Origin of the sequence: Paenibacillus bovis (assembly GCF_001421015.2) — a bacterium.
Taxonomy (GTDB): domain Bacteria; phylum Bacillota; class Bacilli; order Paenibacillales; family Paenibacillaceae; genus Saccharibacillus; species Saccharibacillus bovis.
Genome location: NZ_CP013023.1, coordinates 3034767 through 3055979, shown reverse-complemented (window position 1 = coordinate 3055979; position 21213 = coordinate 3034767). Strand labels below are relative to the sequence as shown.

Annotated in this window: 15 protein-coding genes; 7 read left to right on the top strand and 8 right to left on the bottom strand. The window is 45.0% G+C overall.

The genetic code is table 11. The annotated features are described in order from the left end of the window. The first annotated feature begins 71 nt into the window (after positions 1-71). A complete protein-coding gene (locus AR543_RS13105) occupies positions 72-419 on the top strand; it encodes a DUF3243 domain-containing protein (protein ID WP_060534945.1) in 348 nt (115 codons plus the stop codon). A 236-nt stretch (positions 420-655) separates the two neighbouring features. Here the strand turns inward: AR543_RS13105 and AR543_RS13100 are convergent, their stop codons facing one another. The 5 genes from AR543_RS13100 to AR543_RS13080 all read right to left on the bottom strand — a co-directional run bounded on the left by AR543_RS13100 (position 656) and on the right by AR543_RS13080 (position 6965). Continuing rightward, entirely contained in the window at positions 656-1273 is a 618-nt protein-coding gene (locus tag AR543_RS13100; RefSeq protein ID WP_060534944.1) for an undecaprenyl-diphosphatase, read from the bottom strand. Between the two features lie 204 nt (positions 1274-1477). Beyond that, positions 1478-2809 (bottom strand): amidohydrolase, encoded by a 1332-nt coding sequence (locus tag AR543_RS13095; RefSeq protein WP_060534943.1) that lies wholly within the window; start codon positions 2807-2809, stop codon positions 1478-1480. Between the two features lie 208 nt (positions 2810-3017). Then, positions 3018-4226: a threonine synthase gene (locus AR543_RS13090; RefSeq protein ID WP_060534942.1), complete on the bottom strand. Its 1209-nt coding sequence runs from the start codon at positions 4224-4226 to the stop codon at positions 3018-3020. Positions 4227-4345: 119 nt separating this feature from the next. Further along, positions 4346-5686, bottom strand: a complete 1341-nt coding sequence (locus AR543_RS13085; protein WP_060534941.1) for a response regulator — start codon at positions 5684-5686, stop codon at positions 4346-4348. 232 nt (positions 5687-5918) lie between these two features. Next, positions 5919-6965: an NAD(P)/FAD-dependent oxidoreductase gene (locus AR543_RS13080; RefSeq protein ID WP_060534940.1), complete on the bottom strand. Its 1047-nt coding sequence runs from the start codon at positions 6963-6965 to the stop codon at positions 5919-5921. 316 nt (positions 6966-7281) lie between these two features. Between AR543_RS13080 and cls the strand changes: the two genes are divergently transcribed. The 3 genes from cls (at position 7282) to AR543_RS13065 (ending at position 12172) form a co-directional block, all read left to right on the top strand. Beyond that, a complete protein-coding gene (gene cls, locus AR543_RS13075) occupies positions 7282-8733 on the top strand; it encodes a cardiolipin synthase (RefSeq protein ID WP_060534939.1) in 1452 nt (483 codons plus the stop codon). A gap of 1096 nt (positions 8734-9829) precedes the next feature. Continuing rightward, positions 9830-11770, top strand: coding sequence for a threonine--tRNA ligase (gene thrS / locus AR543_RS13070; RefSeq protein ID WP_060534938.1), 1941 nt, complete (start codon positions 9830-9832; stop codon positions 11768-11770). A gap of 66 nt (positions 11771-11836) precedes the next feature. Then, positions 11837-12172, top strand: a complete 336-nt coding sequence (locus tag AR543_RS13065; protein ID WP_060534937.1) for a DUF3219 family protein — start codon at positions 11837-11839, stop codon at positions 12170-12172. 161 nt (positions 12173-12333) lie between these two features. Here the strand turns inward: AR543_RS13065 and AR543_RS13060 are convergent, their stop codons facing one another. Then, entirely contained in the window at positions 12334-13395 is a 1062-nt protein-coding gene (locus tag AR543_RS13060; protein ID WP_060534936.1) for a hypothetical protein, read from the bottom strand. A 532-nt stretch (positions 13396-13927) separates the two neighbouring features. Between AR543_RS13060 and AR543_RS13055 the strand changes: the two genes are divergently transcribed. From AR543_RS13055 to AR543_RS13045, 3 genes are all read left to right on the top strand, one after another. Next, entirely contained in the window at positions 13928-15064 is a 1137-nt protein-coding gene (locus AR543_RS13055; protein WP_060534935.1) for a family 10 glycosylhydrolase, read from the top strand. A gap of 198 nt (positions 15065-15262) precedes the next feature. After that, complete coding sequence (locus tag AR543_RS13050) at positions 15263-16204, top strand: DUF4097 family beta strand repeat-containing protein (RefSeq protein WP_060534934.1); 942 nt, start codon at positions 15263-15265, stop codon at positions 16202-16204. A 202-nt stretch (positions 16205-16406) separates the two neighbouring features. Further along, a complete protein-coding gene (locus AR543_RS13045) occupies positions 16407-18248 on the top strand; it encodes an ATP-binding protein (protein WP_060534933.1) in 1842 nt (613 codons plus the stop codon). Positions 18249-18275: 27 nt separating this feature from the next. Here AR543_RS13045 and AR543_RS13040 read toward each other — a convergent pair whose 3' ends face one another. Together AR543_RS13040 and kdpC are read right to left on the bottom strand one after the other, a co-directional pair. Next, on the bottom strand, positions 18276-20615 hold the full coding sequence (locus AR543_RS13040; protein ID WP_060534932.1) for a histidine kinase: 2340 nt from the start codon (positions 20613-20615) through the stop codon (positions 18276-18278). Next, complete coding sequence (gene kdpC, locus AR543_RS13035) at positions 20612-21187, bottom strand: potassium-transporting ATPase subunit KdpC (protein ID WP_082472224.1); 576 nt, start codon at positions 21185-21187, stop codon at positions 20612-20614. The genes AR543_RS13040 and kdpC overlap by 4 nt, the downstream gene beginning before the upstream one ends. Positions 21188-21213 lie beyond the last annotated feature (26 nt).

Sequence of the window (21213 nt, the reverse complement as noted above, 5' to 3'; positions counted from 1 at the left end):
GATTCGTTATTGAGGTGATGGTTATATATATGAGGGAAGCCAAAACACAATTTTTGAGGAGGAAATACATCATGTCAGAACAACCACATGTAGTGAACAAAGCTGGACAAGTTTCCACTGATCAGGTAGAACCGGTAATGGACCGAATCAGCGATGATCGCAAAAAGCAGATTCTGGACGACTTCGAGAATTTCAAATCCTACCTCGGCAAACGTATTCGTATGGCGGAAAGTATCGGATTGAGTGAAGAAAGCATGGCCAAAGTCGCGCAAAAGATCGCTGATTATCTGGCCAAGCATGAAGAACCACAAAACAGCGAAGAAAAACTGCTGTATGAACTTTGGAAAGTCGGCGATGAAGATCAGCGTCACAAACTGGCACATATGCTGGTACGTATGGTACAGGCAGATAAAGCGTAATTTATCCTGTTAATCGTCAGATAACAAGGATTTTACAATCTTTTTCTTCAGTATTCTATCTAGTATTTCTTTCTATATTCTATAATTTACAAATCTCAGGATTCATAAATGATACAAAACAAACCCGAATCTGTCCCTGGTGTATTACCAGTCATACAGATCCGGGTTTGTTTTTGGTTGTTTCTCATTATGTGTTTTACAAGAACATGCTTGTATTGAATGATAATTGGAACTACTTATCTATGCATAGAATGATGACGGCTTCGTCTTCGGGAACGGGGCCATATTTTCATTTCCAGACGTTCATATCCATAAATACCAAGCTCCATCAGGCTGTTAGCCAGCGATATGCGAGTAAACAAGCGATGTACCAGCACCGATACAAGTATACCAATACAGGCTCCTGCCAGTACGTCTCCCGGATAATGTACTCCGGTCCATACCCGACTGAGCGCAATACCCGCTGCCAGTACCAGCCACATCCATCCGTCACGGCGACGGAACTGCCAGATGGTCATAGCAATCACAAAAGATCCAAGGGAATGTGTGCTGGGAAAAGAAGCATTGGCTTCATGATGAACCAACTGGATCACTTCATGATTTACAAAAGGTCGATCCCTGTAAAATAGTTCGCCCAGCACCCAGTTTACCGTCACACCGATCGCAGCCGATACCAATGCTTCGGTAATCATGCGCCGATTCGCTCGCGCACGTGTAAACCAATAGACCACAGCTCCAATCATAAATAGCAATACCGCGTATTTTGAAAGAAAAATCATTAACGGATTCCAGAAGGTCGCGTAACCTGCTCCTCCATTAATCCAGTGAAAAATCTCATAGTCCAGCTCTGACATATACTGTGATTACCTCCTCTGTCGAATGTCCAATGTGTCTATGTATTTCAGGAATCTATGAAATAAGACCCCTTTACCGTTAGTCAGTTTAACACTTTTGTTAACCCAGTGTAAAATTTGCAAAAAACAGCTGAAGCCAGACTCCCTATTCCGGGGCAATCTGGCTTCAGCTGTATAGATTCTATCAATAGATGGTTCGCGTGCTCAAATACCTTCTACAATCCGCTTTGCTCTTGTATGGGCTTCATGCAATACAGTAGGCTCATCCATAGTCAGCAGCTGACGATTATGCATGAGCACCTGTCCATTTACAATAGTCGTATGCACATCTCCTCCAACAGCTGCATAAGCAAGTATCGAATAGAGATGATGCACAGGCTGCAGGTGAGGCTGATTCAGATTAATCAGGATTAAATCTGCCTTTTTGCCTGCTTCCAGAGTACCCACCTCATGATCCAGACCGAGCAGCCGTGCACTTCCGGTTGTAGCCAACTGCAACGTATCGTAGGCAGACATCCGGGTAGGATCGCCATAATCCAATTTTTGCAGCCAAGCTGCCGCTTTGATCTCGGCGAACATATCGAGAGTAGTCGCACTGCCGGCACCATCGGTGCCCAGACCTACCGTAATCCCCTGCAGCTGCAAGGCTACGATTGGAGCGATACCACAGCCCAGCTTTAGATTACTGACCGGATTATGGACAACGCCTCCTCTCATTCCTCGCAGATAACCAATATCCCGTTGATTCAGATGTACGCCATGTGCCAGCATAACATGGAGATGCTCGAACAAACCCAGCTGATACAAATATTCTGTTGGCGTCTGCCCGTATTTTTCCCGGATTATGGATACTTCCTCGGTCGTCTCCGCCAAGTGGATATGAATAGGACGCTCATACTGTTCGGCCAGGGTAATCACTTCACGCAGTTTTTCCGGCGGACAAGTATATGGAGCATGTGGGCCGAACATAGTCGTAATTCGGCCATCTGCCCCTCCCTGCCAGCGCTCTACCAGATCAATCGCTTCCCGGATACGCTCATTCGAACGATCATCTCCAAAAACAAGTCCGCGTGTCAGGGAGGCTCGCATACCAGTCTCTGTCACCGCATTCGCAATCTCATCCATATGAATATACATATCGGCAAATGTTGTAGTACCGGAGCGAATCATTTCGGCCATAGACAATTTACTGCCCCAGTAGATATCCTCTGCAGTCATTCTTGCTTCCGCCGGGAACATTTTCTGCTCCAGCCAGTCCATCAGTTTCAGATCATCCGAGAATCCTTTGAGCAGATTCATTGGAGTATGCTGATGAGCATTAATCAGTCCGGGCATTACCGCCATACCAGTTCCGTCAATGACCTGTACTTCTATCTCTGCTTCTGGCGCGGCAGGATAAGGGGAATTATATTCTGTACTTGTCGCAGGGATAATTGCCTCAATCCGGTCCCCTTTCAGTATGACGTCTCCTTGAAAAGGCTCTGGATAAGCACTGCACATCGTTACAATAGTCGCATTACGAATTTGGATGCTCATTTTAATCTCCTCCGTTTGTCTAGTAAGGATCAGACATGTAGATGTCCTACACGAAGAATAGACCTTGACGCAGCGTCAAGGTCAACGATTATTTGAGAGGTGCAGATGCCTGATTGACAGTGCCTCTATATTAAGTGATATCGATGTATCCTGTTGTTCCATCAGATCGTCTGTTAGTACCAATGATTACTGTTATTCAGTCGGATCTTTACAATATGGAATCTCCTATTTCCAGTATCGGCGCTTCTGTCTGAACCGTGTCCGGGTATTTGATTCCTGCTCCTGTATTCAATACGACCACGGATTCGCCGGGATGAATCCAGCCCTCGACAGCAAGTCGCTTGGCTGCTGCAAAGGTGGCTGCTCCTTCCGGGCATACAAAAGCACCTTCCATAGCTGCCACTTCCTGCTGCACCTGGAGCAGTTCCTGATCCGATACCGCGATGGCTACTCCATCGGTCTCATACAGGGCTCGCAGAACAAGAAAATCGCCCAGCGCTTTGGGTACATTGATGCCAAAAGCAACGGTCGTCGATTCTTCCCAGAATTCGGATCGTTCTTTTTTCTCCTGCCAGGCTTTGACGATTGGCGCACATCCTTCAGCCTGCACCGCAACAAGACGAGGCAAGCTGCCGGTGATCCATCCTATCGCTTTCAGTTCCTGCATTGCCTTATGAATACCGATCAGACCTACACCACCACCGGTTGGATAAAGAATAACATCCGGCATCGTCCAGCCCAACTGCTCTGCAATTTCCAGTCCCATCGTTTTTTTGCCTTCAATCCGGTAAGGCTCCTTGAGCGTAGACGCATCGTAGACTCCCTGCCGCTGTACCTTTTCGGCGACCATTTTCCCGGCATCACTGATCAACCCGTTGACCAGATACAGCGAAGCACCTGCCAATGCCACTTCACTGCGGGTAATCATCGGCGCATCCTGCGGCATGACGATCGTCGCCCGCATACCGGCTCTTGCCGCATACAATGCCCAGGCTGCACCGGCATTGCCATTGGTCGGCATCGCAAATTCCTCTACACCAAGCTCTTTGGCTCGCGAGATTCCTACTGCTGCTCCACGTGCTTTGAAGCTTCCGGTCGGTATCAGACTCTCATCCTTCATATACAGATGATCTATTCCGTAATGGGCTCCGAGAGCAGGCATATTCAGCAGCGGAGTCATCCCTTCGCCCAGTGTCACTACATTATCCTCTGAAGCAACAGGCAGCAGTTCATGATATCTCCACAGATCAGGCTTGCGTTCCTGGAGCAGCTGGATATCGACCTCCTGCTGCAGACGTTCCAGATCATATTCCACCAGCAGCGGCGAACCGCACTCGCATAATTGATGAATCTCATGCAAATCGTATTCATTGCCGCAGACTGGGCATTTTAGATGTGAAGCATAGCTGTATGGCATCTTTGGATTCCTGCTTCCTGTAGTGGTATAAGTTGCACTATCAGAAATCATACCAGTTCAGATGCCTTTTGCCAATTATTCTGATCTGTTCACACGGATATAAATATTCTATCTATAGATCAGACCTGGAGCTGCTTGAATTCGCTCGGACTAATACCATAATATTTTTTGAATATTTTGCTAAAATGCTCCGGCGATTCATAGCCCACTTTATCTGCTACTTCATAACGGCGCAGATCGGTACGGGTCAGCAGTTGGCGGCTTTCTTCCATTCGCAGCTTGATTACATATTCCCATAGCTTGAATCCGGTGTATTTTTTGAATAGATAACTGAGATAATTGGGACTGACATGATTTTTGCGGGCAACTTCATGAATAGTCAGCCCTTTCTGGTTGTAACATTGATCAATATAGGCTTTGACCTGGGATACAATCATATTATTGCGCAGACATTCTGTCTCGGCTTCTTCTACCGGTCGTATCGTTTTCCAGTGGTACTTGCCATAATAAAACACATAATGATCCTGATATTCCTGATGCAGATCAATAGCTCGGTCGGTCTGTGTATTCAGTTGCCCCAAAAAATGAATTCCTCTGAGAATCTGGCTAATCCCTATCACACAGGGAATACGCAAAAACTTGTGAATATGAAAATGCAGACTCTGACCGAGCGCTTCGAGCTGGCGAATAATATGGGACATGCGGTCTGCCGCATCTGTTTCTCTCCACTGAAAAATAACACTCAGTTCCTGATCACCCGACTCAAAAATAAGTGTATTTTCCTGATCCTCCACTTCCAGCAGCTCTTCCGTTACATTCCATATCGCATAACACAGCCACCGATAATCATCCGGCTGACCCGCAAAAGGAACGCCGGCAAAATTCATTTTGAGCATCGCATAGTAGGGCCCTTTCAATGGCAAATACTGCTGCAGCAGCTGCTGTTCATCGATATGGATCGAACCAGTCAGCAGTCTATTGAGCAGTTCATAATGACGCTCGGGCAGTCGTTCCATTTTGAAACGGGCTGAATGGTCAGGCATATTGTATACCGGCTGTTCGATCCTGCCCTCCGATACAGCAGGCTTATCCAAATGAATAAGTACTTCGCGAATACAATCAAGGAACTGCTCGGAATCCAGCGGTTTGATCAGATAACTGCGTACCCCAAGCCGAATAGCTGTCTGAGCATACTCAAACTGTTCATGCGCCGATATTACAATCAATTGAATATGGGGCTGCAGCATACGCAGCTGCTGCATAAGCTCAATACCGGATAAATCCCGGGTATGTACATCACAGATCAGCAGATCTATATGGCATTCGCGAGCATAAGTAAGCGCTTCCTTACCGCTGGGGGTTGTATAGATATGCCCTATATTCAGACCGGAGGACATCATTAATTTCATTAAAAGCTGGATCATCATCGGTTCTTCATCCACTATCAGAATGTTATACACAGTGCAACCTCCCGTGATGTAAGATAGATGCATTAATTCCATAGTATTACATTTATACTAGCCTTAATATAACAGAAGTTTAAGCGCTTTAATATGGTAAATATTTAAGTTATGCTTTTAGGTATCACTTTAGCTATACGTAAAAAAGTCTGACCCTTTGCAGGCCAGACTTTTTTATTTCCGCTATGAAGCAACTGTAACAATTACTTGTCTATTATTCACTTAGATAATTCTATAATCCTGATGATACCGGCTGCTGTTCAAGCTGACGGTTTTTCTCTGCAAATTTCTTGTTATGGGAAGATACATAAGCCTGATCATACGCTTCGGGCTCCAGGTATTTTTTGACACTGTTCACTGCGGTGGCTCCATCAACCAATGCTCCGCTGATCAGGTGCAGCTTGCCATCATAGTGAATCAAATCACCGGCTGCGAATACGCCAGGAAGATTGGTCTGACGCTTTTCATCGACTATAGGTTTGCCATGCTCATCCATTTGTATTCCCCAACTTAGCAGCGGACTGAGATCCGTCGTCAGCCCGTGATTGACGATAACCGCATCAACAGACAGCGTCTCCTCTTCTCCCGTCTCAATATGCTTAATTGTTACTTGTTCCACCAGGCTTCCTTTGCCCTGAAGTCCAGTCAGTTCATAGGAAGTGAGTACCCGTGAACAATTTTGCTTCATCTGCAGTACATTGCGCTCGTGTCCACCGAACTCTTCTCTCCGATGTACTACAGTAATACTCGCTGCCAGCGGCTGCAGAGCATTGGCCCAGTCCACCGCAGAATTGCCACCACCGGAAATGACTACATGTTTGCCGGCAAAAATATTCAATTCCTGTACGGTATAATGCAGATTGGTAACTTCATATCGATCGGCTCCAGCGAGTTCCAGCTTGCGCATTTTGGGAATACCATGCCCCATAGCCAGAATCACTGTACGTGTATAATGAACTTCTCCTGTATTGGAGAGCAGTACGATCGTGCCATCCGGCTGACGCTCTAATCGGGTAATCTGCTGATCGAGTACAACTGTTGGCTCAAATACCATAGCCTGTTCCGTCAGATTGCGAATCAGTCCTTCTCCACTAATCGGAGGTACACCGCCTACATCCCAGATAATCTTTTCAGGATACATCAGGATTTTGCCGCCCAGTGTTGGATTATATTCTATAATTTTTGTTTTCAGATCACGCATTCCACTATAAAAAGCACTATACAAACCGGCCGGTCCGCCTCCGATTATCGTCACATCATATAATTCAAGCTGCTGCATGGGTACGTAATCCTCCTTAATTTACACACAATAGAGATACCAAGATTTCAGAATGACAAATGCCCGTATTTCTACTCATCATAAGTTATGTAATGAGATTTTTTTCAATTGATAATGATTATCATTATAGATTAGTAAACGGCAAGATGCAATATAAAATGATTACGGCTATCCCCTTTTGTTTTTCGCTGCCTTATTTTAAGTAGGGTAGTTCTCTTCTTTATATTTCTTAGTGTGTAATATACATTTTTTTGGTATGCTGATTGGTGAACTGTTTATTTGTAATCTACTATTTTATTAAGGTGGGAAGCTGGGAATGGCCGATTTTTATGCGCATTTCTCCTGGATTTTGCTTGTGATCAACCTTTTTCTTGCGCTGTTTATCGTATTTCTCGAACGCCGCAATGTAGGAGCAACCTGGGCCTGGCTTATGGTACTGCTTTTTATTCCGATTGCAGGCTTCCTTGTCTACCTGTTTTTGGGACAAAATCTTAGCCGTGTCAAACGTTTTCGCCTCCGTAAGGAATTCCGCTCTATTATCGAATCTGTCGTAGAAGATCAGCGGATTGAATTTAAAGAAAAAAAGTTCAAATTCAATGACCACTCTATCAGTCGGTATCATGAGCTGGTACATCTTCATCTCATCAGCAATTATTCGCTGTATACGCAGGATAATGCTGTACGCATATTTGCAGATGGACGTGAGAAATTCGATGCACTGTTTGAAGATATCGCCAAGGCACAGGATTATATTCATATTCAATATTATATTATTCAAAAGGATGATCTCGGCCGCAGACTGCTGGATCTGCTGACAGCAAAAGCTCTGGAAGGAGTTACGGTTCGTCTGATCTATGATGCCTGGGGCAGCTCCAAAGTGAACAAAGCGTTTCTCAAGGACTTTGTAGCAGCAGGCGGACATGCAGCAGCCTTTTTCCCGCCGAGTATTCCGCTGATCAATTTCAAAGTCAATTACCGCAATCATCGCAAGGTTGTTATTATTGACGGACTGATCGGTTATATTGGCGGCTTTAATGTAGGAGATGAATATCTGGGTCTGGTAAAGAAATTCGGTTACTGGCGCGATACCCATCTGCGTGTAGAAGGTTCTTCTATTCTGCAGATGCAGACACATTTCTTGCGCGACTGGCATCTTGCCCTGAATACACATATGTCTGGCGATTTCTCATTGTTTGCAGTATCCAAGCCTTTTACCGGCAATATTGGTATGCAGATTGTATCCAGTGGACCCGATAGCAGTCTGGAGACGATCAAATACTCTTATATCAAAATGATGTATGAAGCCAAGGAAAGCATCATGATTCAGACACCTTATTTTATTCCGGATGAGAGTATGGTAACAGCGATGAAATCGGCGATTCTCTCAGGTGTACAAGTGCATCTGATGATCCCCAAAAAACCGGATCACCAGATGGTCTACTGGGCTTCCTACTCGTATTTACGTGAACTGCTGGAGCTTGATGTACATTGTTATCTCTATGAAAAAGGCTTTCTTCATGCCAAAACAATGGTTATTGACGGCAAGATCGCTTCAGTTGGAACAGCAAACATGGATATCCGCAGCTATAAGCTGAATTTTGAGATTAATGCGGTCGTTTACGATAGTCAAACTGCCAAAAAGCTGGAAGATCTATTCCTCAAGGATATACTCGACAGCGAAGTATTGACGCTGGATGATTATAATAATCGTCCACTCTATCAGAAAACGGTCGAATCCTTTGCACGCCTGTTATCACCGATTCTGTAAATATTGCGTATTTCGTAGATAATGTAGATATTAAGGTACTAGAAAAACAAAGTTTTGCAGGCATAAATAAAAATATGTATCAAAGCACAATCCAGCATGTTGCGATGCGGAATTGTGCTTTTTTATTCAGCTGCTGCATCCAGTTGTTGCATCGTTTGTTTAATAGATCAGCCATTTGTATAGTTGTTTAATGGATCAACCGTACTTGAATATAGAGATTCTGCGATTTGTATCTTATATGGATTTATATCTTACATGTTTTTTGTATATAGTTTTGAAAAGAAGCTTTCTTTTTTCTGTATTTAATAATGTGAGAAGCTGGTATGATTCAGGTTATTGCTGGATGATGCGAGAAATCGAAGTAATTTTTTTCTATTATGAATTTTTCATGTATTGAAATAACAAAAAAATGGTTTGAAGATCATTTTATTCTGATTTATTCTTGGCTTTTGCACTTTATGTTATTTATTTTTAAAAAATTCAAACTATAGCATTTGAGGCTTTTTTATTTAATAAACCAAGATAAAAACTTGTTTAGAATAACTTATTTACGTGTTATTAAACACATCAAGATAACCCTCACTTATTTTGTAAATTCAAAAAATAGACTTGACCTTTTTTCAATCCACTCCTATAATCGGAAACCAACAACACATTTTAGCAATGACCAAAGACATGATTCCCTTCATGCGCTGTTCAGAGAGAGAGGCATTTGCTGCGAGCTTCTCCAGTCGACGGTTGAGGAATTACCCCTTTGCAGCTGTAGTATTGAACGGTTACCGGATCGTTTGGGTACTTTTGCCGAATCTGCTTATGCAGATACGCAAACTGCCTTCGTCGCTGTCCAGGTACTTAGTAAATACAACCGTCTAATCCCCGTTAACGGATTCCAATGAGGATTCTGCGCTGTGATGACATATATTGTCTACAGGCAGATCGAATTAGGGTGGAACCACGAGCCAAGCGCACTCGTCCCTTCTGGGATAGAGTGTTTTTTTGCGCTTGTTTTTCCACTTGATCCGGTTGGCTGTTGGTATATCTTGCATCTGTCCGCAGCGAGCCTTGATCACTACTATAATCATTGGAGGTACACATTATGTCTAATTTACAGTCAATCCATATTCAACTCCCTAACGGTTCTGTCCGCGAGATTCCTTTCGGTAGTTCAGCTGGAGAAGTCGCTGCTTCTATCAGCAGCAGCCTTGGCAAAAGTGCCATTGCAGCCAAAGTGAACGGACAGCTCGTAGATCTTCATACACCTTTGCATGCTCCTAGTGAACTTGAGATTATTACAGCAGATAATGAATTGAGCCTGCCTATTTACCGACTCAGTGCTGCTCATATTCTGGCCCAGGCGATTAAGCGGCTGTATGGTGCAGAGCAGGTTAGACTCGGAATCGGCCTTGCAGTAGCTGATGGGTTTTATTATGATTTCGAGCTGGATCGTCCTCTCTCTTCTGCTGATTTTCAGGAGATTGAACAGGAAATGCAGCGAATTATTGCCGAGAATCTCCCTATTCACCGCAAGGAACTGAATCGGGAAGAGGCCATTTCGTTATTCACTGCTCAGGGCGAGCATTACAAGCTAGAGATGATCGCGGATCAGGCCGAAGAGCTATCCTTCTCCGTCTATGAGCAGGGTGAATTTATTGATCTGGATCGTGGTCCTCATTTACCTTCTACAGGCAAATTGCAGGCATTCAAGCTAATGAGTGTAGCGGGAGCTTACTGGCGCGGCGATGCATCGAAGCCAGTATTACAGCGTATTTATGGGACTGCTTTTGCCAATAAAGCGCAGCTGCAAGCTCATCTGCAGCTACTGGAAGAAGCACGCAAGCGGGATCATCGCAAACTGGGTCGGGAGCTCAAATTGTTTATGTTCTCGGAAGAAGCACCCGGCATGCCATTTTATCTGCCACGCGGCATGGCGCTGCGTACGGAGCTGGAAAATTTCTCACGCAAACAGCAGTTAAGCCGCGGTTATCAGGAAGTTCGCACACCGATCATGATGAATCAGCAGCTGTGGGAACAATCCGGTCACTGGGATCATTACAAGGACAATATGTATTTTTCCCAGGTTGATCAGGAAAGTTTTGCGCTCAAGCCAATGAATTGCCCGGGGCATATGCTCATTTACAAAAACGAATTGCACTCTTATCGTGATCTGCCGATTCGTATGATGGAATTCGGGCAGGTGCATCGTCATGAATTCTCGGGTGCTTTAAACGGAATGATGCGAGTACGTACATTCTGTCAGGATGATGCTCATATCTATGTGCTGCCTGAGCAGATCGAATCCGAGATTCACCAAGCGATAGAGCTTATCGATGATATGTATGCTGTTTTTGGTTTCCAGTACGAGATCGAGCTCTCTACTCGCCCGGAAGATTCTATGGGATCCGAGGAACTGTGGGATCAGGCAGAGCAGGCGCTGCGCAATGTATTGGACGCGCGCGGCGTGGAATATCGTCTGAATGAAGGCGATGGAGCCTTTTATGGTCCAAAAATCGATTTTCATATTCTCGATGCGCTCAAGCGCAGTTGGCAGTGCGGTACTATTCAGCTGGATTTTCAGATGCCGGAAAAATTTGATCTCTCCTATATTGGAGAAGACAGCCAGCGACATCGTCCTGTAGTAATTCACCGGGCAATCTATGGATCGGTAGACCGCTTCCTGGGTATTCTCACTGAACATTATGCAGGTGCTTTCCCTCTCTGGCTCGCTCCCGTGCAGGCCCGAATCCTGCCTGTATCCGATCATTATCTGGATTACGCTTTGCAAGTAAAAAAAATCCTAGCGGATGCCGGTTTTCGAATCGATGCCGATAGTAGCAACAACAAGCTGGGTTACAAAATGCGTGAAGCCCAACAGGAGAAGATTCCCTATATCCTGGTCGTTGGAGAAAAGGAACAGCAGTCTGGCAGTGTGAATGTACGCAAATACAACGAAGATGCCCAGCAAATGATTGCTATAGATGAAATTATTGTACATCTGCAAGCGCAAATTGATCAAAAATCCGAATTGCATCATCGCTGATTGATAAACAGCAACAGACGGGTAACATAGATGAGAACAAAAATTTGCCGAGGAGGTAACCTTCTTATGACTCATTCCGATACCCCTGTGTTAATCCGGCTGGGCGATCTGGAGATTCAGGCGACTCAGTACGAGGACAAACTTTTTTCTCCTTCCGGGAATTCCAGTGAGCCGGAACGTAAATGGATTTCATTTGATTTTGTAATTACCGGCGGGCAGGAATATCATGATGTAACAACTCTTCTATACCATCCAACGGTAGAAGTTCAGGTGCCTGATCGTCAGCTGCAATTCCAGGCAGCTGTTCACAACTATTTCACTTCGGTTCCCCGGCTGGAGAAGGACAGCGATACGGTGGATGTTCATCTGGAGTTGATCGAGACAATTCCTAGCAATGGATAGCAGAAAACTTTATTAAAAGAAGCAAATTTCAAAATCTATACCAAAAAGGACAGACATGGCAGCATTTATGCCAGTCTGTCCTTTTTGGTGACTATTATCTTGTACTTGCGCTTATGGCTTACAATTATATGGCAAACTGTATAATCAGCCTGTTCTTTTCCTTAATTGCTTGATTTGAAAATCGAGCTGTTGATCCAGTTGCGATGTACATAAGCAGGTGAGTTATCGAGCGTGCCATACCATTTACCATTACGCTGCTCTGTATATTCGGTATATTGACTCCATGGATAAGCCTGCTCTTCATTAAAGCGTGATACCTGTACATTCTCGTAACGCTGATTCATGGTTGTTCCCTGTATATTGTTGCCATCAAATGCTTTTTTGGCAATAGATGTCACTCTTTTGACAGAAGTCGAATCAGTGTCGCTATCCATCCATTTGGTTGGCGCGATCAGGATCTGGGAATTATCGACGACAAAGTAGGCATTATAATACGTATCGGTACTGACTGTTTTGGCCAGATAGAACTTGACGCTTTTAATCTGGTTGCCATCATACTTTTGCACAGAAGAGTCTCCATAGTAGAATCCATTAGAGCGGATATAAGGCAGCCAGCGGTGTGTACCGGTCTGGTAGGAATAACCTCCTTCAATCGAAGGGCCTCGCTCGGAATCAAAGCCATAATAAACCCACGGCTGCTCCCCTTCACCCAGACCGCTTACAGCAGGCAGTGTAATATCGGAAGTAATACTGTCAAAACCTTCAAAGTCGAGCTGACGACGTTCAAATGCTCCTGTTGTTCCACCATTAATCTGATTCACCGGGAACGTATTATTCGGGTTAAACTGGGTAACAGTAGTAGAATTGTTGATTTCATCATCACGTTTGGCAGCACCCAGATAGCCTCGTTTGGAGCTGTATACTTCACCCGTTACGGTCATATACGTATAATCCGCATTCAGCAGCTGTTTCGCTTCGCTTGCCTGGGCTGTTGAACCGGCAGTATTCGATTCTGTCGATCCATTTACAGAACTGCCCGCCATATCACGAATAACCGCCTGTTTTTGCTGCTGGAAAAAAGCAGCGTTTATCCCCTGCGATGCAGCAGTTGAAGACGATGATTCCTGATTTGCTGCAGTAGCACTCTCCGCATAAGCGGTCGCCAAAGGCAGGCTTAATAATGCTGTCATTCCAATCGATAATACCATTTTAGCTGTTTTCATAAGTATTTCCTTTCAATTCCTTAAGTATAGTGGTACATCTATCTGTATCTGTAATCCGGTTAGCTAGAATACCCTTTGATATTGGGTATAAAACCTATATATACATTACCATGTTTTCGCAGCAAGTTAAAATTTGACGAATTCTGATATGCAGATAACAATCTTCTTGTGCATTTTCTGCTTGAAATTTGTTTTGTTACGATGAATTTGTGAAAATTTCATGTCTATTCCGAAAAATAATTTTAATTTACAGTCAAAAAAGTGAAACATTTTATGATTAGGATACGTAATATATAGTATACCTAATCAAAGCAGGGTATATTTTGCGAAATTTGTCTTCCTGTTGGATACAAGTCGACTTTTTACAAAGTATGATCGCTTTTGCAAGCTGCAGCTTCTTCTATCTTATAGTAACGTCGTTACCGTTCATTAATTATTCATATTATAATGGTATAGTTACAAAAAGTAATAAAGAATCGGCATAGCAATAATACACCAAAACACAACGGATTCACGAAAGGACCGACCCGAAATGAAAAAACTAGCTTATTCCCTCTCCGCTGCTTTGCTGGCGCTGACTATCATGCCTTGGCAGGCTTCTACTGTCAATGCGGCTGAGACAGCTGCTCCTGTTACACCATTAACCAACGAAATCACCGTGCAGACTGAAGCTAATTTCCGTAATGCAGATGATGTAAATTCCTTCATTATAAAAGCTGCCCGTAATCATGTATCAGTGATTAACATGAGTGTCAAACAGGACAGTGATGTTAATGGTAATTCCGGTTTTGCTTTTTACAATAGTGAGATCGTGCCCGAAGCTATTGGTTACGACAGCTTTGATGCTCTATCTGCTGTGATCGACAAAGCTCACGAATATGGTATCAAAGTACGTGCATGGGTACCACAAGCTCAGGACAAAGCTGCTATCGATCTTAACTCATCCTGGCAAATGCGTACAATTGACGATAACGGCAAAATTTCTTCCTATAATGGTTACATCGGTACAGAAAATCATATTAACGTGTTTGAGCCAGCCGTTCAGCAGTACGAACGCTCTATAATCAAAGAAGTCGTACAGAACTATAATATTGACGGTATCGTAATCAGCGGTCTGGATTTTGATAACGAACGCGTAGATATGAATACTTCTACCATTAATGCTTTCCGTCAATCGAACAGTTTTGATCCTAGAGATATCGACTTTACGAAAAGCAGCAGCAGCGGCAAAATTGCACAATGGAACAATTGGAAAGCCCAACAAATGGCTTCCTACATCCAGTCGATCAGTACTGATGTAAAAACGATCAAGCCAGAGCTTGCTGTGGGTGTTTTCACTGCTTCGCCGGACCAAGCCAATTCCGGTCAGGATATTGCCCTGTTCAGTCAATATGTAGACTTCCTGCTGCCGAAAGCAAACTATAGTGGTCTGGGTCATTCGGTAGACTGGATTTATAATTCTACGGGTATTCTTGCCAGCACCAAAGCCAAAGCAACTGACAAAACACTGATTCCTGCTGTTGATATCATTATTGATACCAATACTGCTACCAATCTGTATAATGGACTCCGTGCTAACCAGCCGCAAGTAACCAGCATTAATTATTATGCAACCGGTCAATGGACAGATGCCATGATGAATAATCTGGGACTGCGCTCTGGCCTGTAATATAACAATTTAAGCACCTTTTCATACATTTTAAATATCAGCCTTTTCCTTGTATGGGGAAAAGGCTTTTTATATGCTTTTTTTCTGCAACTTGTGATCCATAATAACGAGTGCTATACTAGTCCGCGTTCAATAATGTAACGATACATAGGTTATAATTTTATTATCCACTATCGGCTGCGAGGAGGAATGTACACTATGACGACTATTCGACTTAACCGCAAAATAGTTATGGGCAGCTTGATCATTGTACTTATTGTGATCGGCGCTATCAGTTGGCTATTGTATATGAATTATATATCCAGACCGGGAACAGCTCATACACAGAGATGGTCTGCACAGCCAGGGGAGCTTAAACACCTGCAGATTGACTCTGATTATGAGATTGCGGTGGAATTTGAACCCAGTACAGATGGCAAGGATAGTGTGCAACTGCACGGCGATCTGTCCCCCTATACGATCAGTCAGCTGCAACAATTGAATATATATCAGCAGACGCTTCATCTACAGTTGAAGCAGCCTCATTATCTCGGAAATATATGGAGCAGCAGTTCTCCTGCCCATGTTCAATATATTACGGTATATCTCGCTGATCCACGTCATATGGAATCGGCCGAATTTCAATTATCTTCCTCTCAGACCAATCTTACCGACGTAACGGCTGATCGTATTATTGTCCATAGTGGTTCGGGGCGTATCAAAGCCCAGCAGCTGAAAGGACAGACCCAGCTGTATACTTCGTCCGGTGATATTCTGGTTCAGCAGTGGCATGGCAGCCAGCTGAATATGGAATCCAGCTCCGGCAATATACGTGTCAATCAGGCGATTGGCCGGACTCGCTCCTTTACTGGTTCGGGCCAGCTGCATATCGAGCGTCTGGATGGTGAAGGGCAAATCGAATCAAAATCCGGTGATGTGGAGATTACACCGATCCATGCGGATATACTGAATATCAAGACACGTTCCGGCAACGTACAGGTACATGATAGTCTGCCGACTGCAGGGAAATACGATATTCAGTCAGATACAGGCAAGATCAAGCTCCCTTCTTCACCTTCCTCCGGTCAGCACTATATGCATATACGTACTACTACTGGTAATATAACGGTTGATAAAAGCAACCCAACCAGCAGTCTGTAACATAACTATATCTGCTTAATAACTTCATGAACTGTAGCTATTTTCTCTCTTCAAAACGTGACACGATACTCCGAATATTTTGTTAATAGGCTTTATTTATGATTATTATGTAAATAATAACCATTTTCCCATCTGTAATTATACAAAATATGTTATAACTAATAGACGAGATGAAATTACGAACGACAATCTGGAGTGTGACATGACTACCGAACCCCAACAATTACATGAATTGTTAAATGCTAACCGCAGCAGTCATATCCTTTATATGTATAATGATTGGTCTTCTTACCTTGACCGTCTGGTTTCTTTTATAAAAGCCGGACTGGAGCAGCGTAGCTATGTACTGATCGCTGAAGATCATGCTATCTACAGCCAGGCGATCGACAGGTTACAGCCGGAATGGATGAGCACTCGACATGGCCTTGTCTATCATATTGATCAAGCATCCTGCAGAACATTTTCTCCGGATGCTCCTTTTGATCCGCTTTTTGATTATTTTACAAATCATCTTTGTTCATCCGAGGACGATCAGCTGCTGCCTGTGTATATGTGGGTGCGGCAGGAACAAGCAGACACAGCAACTGCCTATGATTCTTATTCATCATGTGATGAATGGTCAGGCACAATAGAGACTTTTGCCAAAAAAGTATGTATATGCGCGCGGGACGCCAATCAAGTGTCGGCGGCAGCCCAGCTTCAGCTTATGCGGAATTATCCGTATCTTATGACGGATCAGGAGCTTGTCCCTTCTCCTCTCTACACTGCTCCATCGGCTTCTGACAAAGGAGAACCCGATCAATCCCTTGCTACTTTGAATTCTAGTCAGCAGGACAAGACTCCGGAAGGGCTGGTAGAGCAGCAGATTGTGGAGCAGACCGTACGGGCTAAAAGCGAATTTCTGGCAATGATGAGCCATGAAATTCGTACGCCGATGAATGGCGTGATCGGAATGACCCAATTGCTGCTAGATTCGCCGGATCTGAGCGAACAGCATCGTGAATACGTACAGATCATTGCCAAAAGCGGTCAATCTCTGCTGGCTATTATCAATGATATTCTTGATTTCTCCAAAATCGAAGCGGGCAAAACTACATTGGTGGAAGAGCCTTTTAATATTTATCATCTGATGGCGGAGACACTGGATCTCATGCTGGTACGGGCTAAAGAAAAAAATCTAGAAGTCAGTCTATCCATTCATCCTCGTATTCCGGAATGGCTGCTTGGTGATCCCAAACGTCTGCGTCAAGTGCTGCTCAATCTGATCAGTAATGCTATTAAATTCACGATAGACGGCAGTATCAAGATTGCCGCTCGGCTGCTGGATAACAGTATCGATCCGCTACTTATCCAATTTAGTGTAACAGACAGCGGTATAGGTATACCGGCCGACAAAATGGATTATTTATTCCAGCCTTTTCACCAACTGGATAATCATATTACCCGGACTACAGAGGGTACCGGTCTGGGACTAGCTATCAGTAAAAGTCTGGTCGAACTGATGAATGGGCATATCTGGATCGAATCATTACCGACTCGTGGAACATGTTTCTGCTTTACAGCTAGTTTTCGCCCTGAAGAATCGGCGGTGGCGCTGACAGAGACGGTTGCACAGAATAAACGTATTCAACTTCGTTCGCCACTTAATATTCTGATTGCCAGAGAATCTATCGCCAGCGGGAATCAGCTGCAAAAATTATTGCTTAATCTAGGATATACAGCTGATGTAACGAGCAACCAGCAGCTTGCCGAAAGTATAAAAAAATCTGCGTATCACATTATATTTATAGATCTTCCGGTAGCTGGCAAAGAATTCGATCAGCTGCTGCAGGATAATCGATCGGTTCATCCTCTTCCGGATGGCGTGCAGCCGTATTGGATCGGAATCGTCGATAAAGAGCGCAAAAATGAGCAATATCAGCTGCTGCAGACCAGTCTGAATGAATACCTGACTGAACCATTGTCTGCTGACCAAATCGCCGAGGTACTGCGCAGGTATGAGAACCATTACGGACAGCACGGCCCGGACTCCCTGAATTCCTGATTCAAAAAAGTCGCAGCCATCAGATGTTTAATCTCTGTCGGCTACGACCAAAATATCCATATTACGCGCATAACGAAGCACTTTTCGTAAAATAGACTCTTTACCCCATCGTTTCCAGCGGGGGGTACTGGATTGGCCCAGAAGCATTTGCGTAGCCTGATGCTTTTGGGCCTCTTCGTTAATAACGCGCGCCAGATGCGTCAGCCCTTTACAACCAGGTTCGTACTGAATATTGAATTCACCGCCGAGCCGTGTAGTCAGCTTGTCGAACTTGTCTGCTTTGAGAGCAGACTCTCCGGTCAATGACTGCGGGCTTCCCATATGAATGTACGTAACGATCAGCCGGGCTTTTAGCCGATAGGCAATACGGAATCCTCTTCGGATCAGTCGTTCCGCTTCATGATCCAGCTTGACTCCGACGAATATAATTTCCTCACGATGCCATGGCCCGCGCAAGGAGTCTATGCGTTCCCAGGATTCGAGACGATCATCTACATCATCGGCAACTTCACGCAGTGCCAGCTCGCGTAGTGCAATCAGATTGCCCAGTTTGAAAAAATGATTCATCGCCTGCTCTACTTTGGCAGCTGCATAGATTTTGCCTTCTTCCAGCCGCTGCTGCAAGGTCTGCGGCGTCACATCAATCAACTCAACTTCGTCTGCCAGATGCAGAATCGAATCGGGAACGGTCTCACGGACGCGGATTCCGGTGATCTGTTCAACAGCATCATTGAGACTTTCCAGATGCTGAATATTTACAGTGGAAATAACCGAGATTCCTGCTTCCAGCAATTCCCTGATATCCTCATACCGCTTGCTGTTACGGCTTCCCGGTACATTTGTATGGGCAAGTTCATCAATCAGTGCCACTTCGGGATTACGTGCAAGTACCGCATCAAGATCCATTTCTTCCAGCTGTCGATCGCCATAGGCGATTTTGCATTTGGGAATCATCGGCAGTGTAGCTGATTGGGCAGCCGTCTCCTGTCGTCCATGCGTCTCCAGCAATCCAATGACTACATCAATCCCCTGTCTCAGCAGCTCATTGCCTTCTCGCAGCATCGTATACGTTTTGCCTACACCTGGGGCTGCACCTACATAAACTTTGAATGTTCCTCGTTTGATCTGATCGATTTTCCGTTCGATTTCTTCGGAAGGTAGACGCCGGTAGACCTCGTTTCTTTTGACTGCGCCGGTACGGGCTGGCAGAATACGCTCTCCCTCCTGCTCGGCACGATCTGCCATTAGGAAAATATCGATATCCCGTGTATACAGCAGCAGACCGTTAATTACAGACCGGTTTATTATTTCCTGCCAGCGGTTCTGACGTGAATGTCCCAGCACGATACGGGTAACCTGATGTTCGCGGGCATAGTGCACCATCTGTCTGGGCAGCATCCGCCGCGAACGAATCGGAACTTCCTCGAAAACGCCGCCGATCTGCCGGGTAAGCTCCTGAAATGCACTTTTGAATGTCTGCTCTTCTCTCGTCAGCTTGCGGTTGGAATTACGAAAGGAAACGACAAGCAGATCGCCGCTAAGTCGTCTGGCAATCTGCTGTCCCCGCCGGATATAGATCGATCCGTTCCAATGATATTGGGCCGAAACCATGATTCGTTCTGCAATACCGGTCGGCCCGGTCAATCCCTGCTCGGCACGATGCTTTTCCAGGGTACCGCCTACCCCTTCGGCTACCGTACGCAGTGCCAGTTCACGCAGGACAGCCAGATTACCACGCTCAAAATAATCGCGGTCAGCACTGTTATTCAAATGACCGGCAAAATAACGCTGGAGGATTACCTCCGGCGTTACATCAATCAGACGAACTTCATCCGCCTGCTCCAGTACATTGGCAGGGACCGTACATTTGACTTCACGACCAATATACTGCCGTGCCAGCTCTGCTACTCCCTCCAGCTCATACACATTGACCGTAACCATGATACTGATACCATGCTGCAGTAAATACTGAATATCTTCCCACCGCGTAGCATATTTGGCTTCCGGCCGATTGCGATGGGCAAGATGATCCACCAGCAGCACTTCCGGATTGCGGCTGACGATTTGTTCAATATTCAGATCCTTTTGCTCGGTCTGCTGTCCATCATCCTCTGTCCTGCTCCAGTGAATACTCGCGATTCGCTCCAGGTCTCCCAGCTGCTGCACGGTCTCGGGTCGGCGAAGTGTAGATACGGCACACATTGCCACATCGATTCCTTCCTGCTTGAGCAGTTGACCGTCCCGCAGCATATGATAAGTCTTACCGGAGCCGCTGACGGCTCCGATATAGACTTTGAGTTTGCCATGATGCAGCTTGGCGATCATTTGCAGCAGCTCTTCCGGTGTCTTGCGCCGAAAGGTGCTCATGATTGGGTACGCAGCTGCTGAACAGCCAGATTCAGCTTGAGTACGTTAACAGCGGGTTCACCGAAAATACCCAGCTGCGCAGACGTTGTATTTTCCTGTACCAGCGATTGCAGCTGTTCGGTTTTCAGACCGGTCAGCTGGCTGATACGCGGAATCTGGGCTGCTGCTGCCTGCGGAGTAATATCCGGGTCAAGACCGGAACCGGAATTGGTAACCAGATCAACAGGTAGGGCAGATACAGGCACATCCGGATTTTGCTTCTGCCAGGTAGTTACCGATTCTTCGATCCGTTTGATCAGATCCGGATTGGACGGTGCATAGTTCGGGGAGCCCGAGCCATTGGCATTGTAGTCGATGCTGGATACCCGTCCCTGAAAATAGTGCGGATCGGTAAAAGATTGCCCAATCAGCTCTGAACCAACCACATCCTGGTTGCTGTTATATACGAGGCTGCCTGCCGCTTGATGCGGCATGGCAACTTTGGCAATTCCGGTAATAGCAAGCTGGTACAGTACACAGCACAGAACAAAAAGTATTGCACTCGTACGTAATGTAATCCATACATTTTTCACGTTTATTCTTTCCTTTCCGAATAGGC

Bases quoted from the DNA above. Each gene is read 5' to 3' on its own strand.
- AR543_RS13095 (WP_060534943.1), bottom strand. From the start codon at position 2,809: ATGAGCATCCAAATTCGTAATGCGACTATTGTAACGATGTGCAGTGCT.
- AR543_RS13100 (WP_060534944.1), bottom strand. From the start codon at position 1,273: ATGTCAGAGCTGGACTATGAGATTTTTCACTGGATTAATGGAGGAGCA.
- cls (WP_060534939.1), top strand. From the start codon at position 7,282: ATGGCCGATTTTTATGCGCATTTCTCCTGGATTTTGCTTGTGATCAAC.
- AR543_RS13050 (WP_060534934.1), top strand. From the start codon at position 15,263: ATGACGACTATTCGACTTAACCGCAAAATAGTTATGGGCAGCTTGATC.
- AR543_RS13065 (WP_060534937.1), top strand. From the start codon at position 11,837: ATGACTCATTCCGATACCCCTGTGTTAATCCGGCTGGGCGATCTGGAG.
- AR543_RS13090 (WP_060534942.1), bottom strand. From the start codon at position 4,226: ATGCCATACAGCTATGCTTCACATCTAAAATGCCCAGTCTGCGGCAAT.
- AR543_RS13040 (WP_060534932.1), bottom strand. From the start codon at position 20,615: ATGAGCACCTTTCGGCGCAAGACACCGGAAGAGCTGCTGCAAATGATC.
- thrS (WP_060534938.1), top strand. From the start codon at position 9,830: ATGTCTAATTTACAGTCAATCCATATTCAACTCCCTAACGGTTCTGTC.
- AR543_RS13055 (WP_060534935.1), top strand. From the start codon at position 13,928: ATGAAAAAACTAGCTTATTCCCTCTCCGCTGCTTTGCTGGCGCTGACT.
- AR543_RS13105 (WP_060534945.1), top strand. From the start codon at position 72: ATGTCAGAACAACCACATGTAGTGAACAAAGCTGGACAAGTTTCCACT.
- AR543_RS13080 (WP_060534940.1), bottom strand. From the start codon at position 6,965: ATGCAGCAGCTTGAATTATATGATGTGACGATAATCGGAGGCGGACCG.
- AR543_RS13045 (WP_060534933.1), top strand. From the start codon at position 16,407: ATGACTACCGAACCCCAACAATTACATGAATTGTTAAATGCTAACCGC.
- AR543_RS13060 (WP_060534936.1), bottom strand. From the start codon at position 13,395: ATGAAAACAGCTAAAATGGTATTATCGATTGGAATGACAGCATTATTA.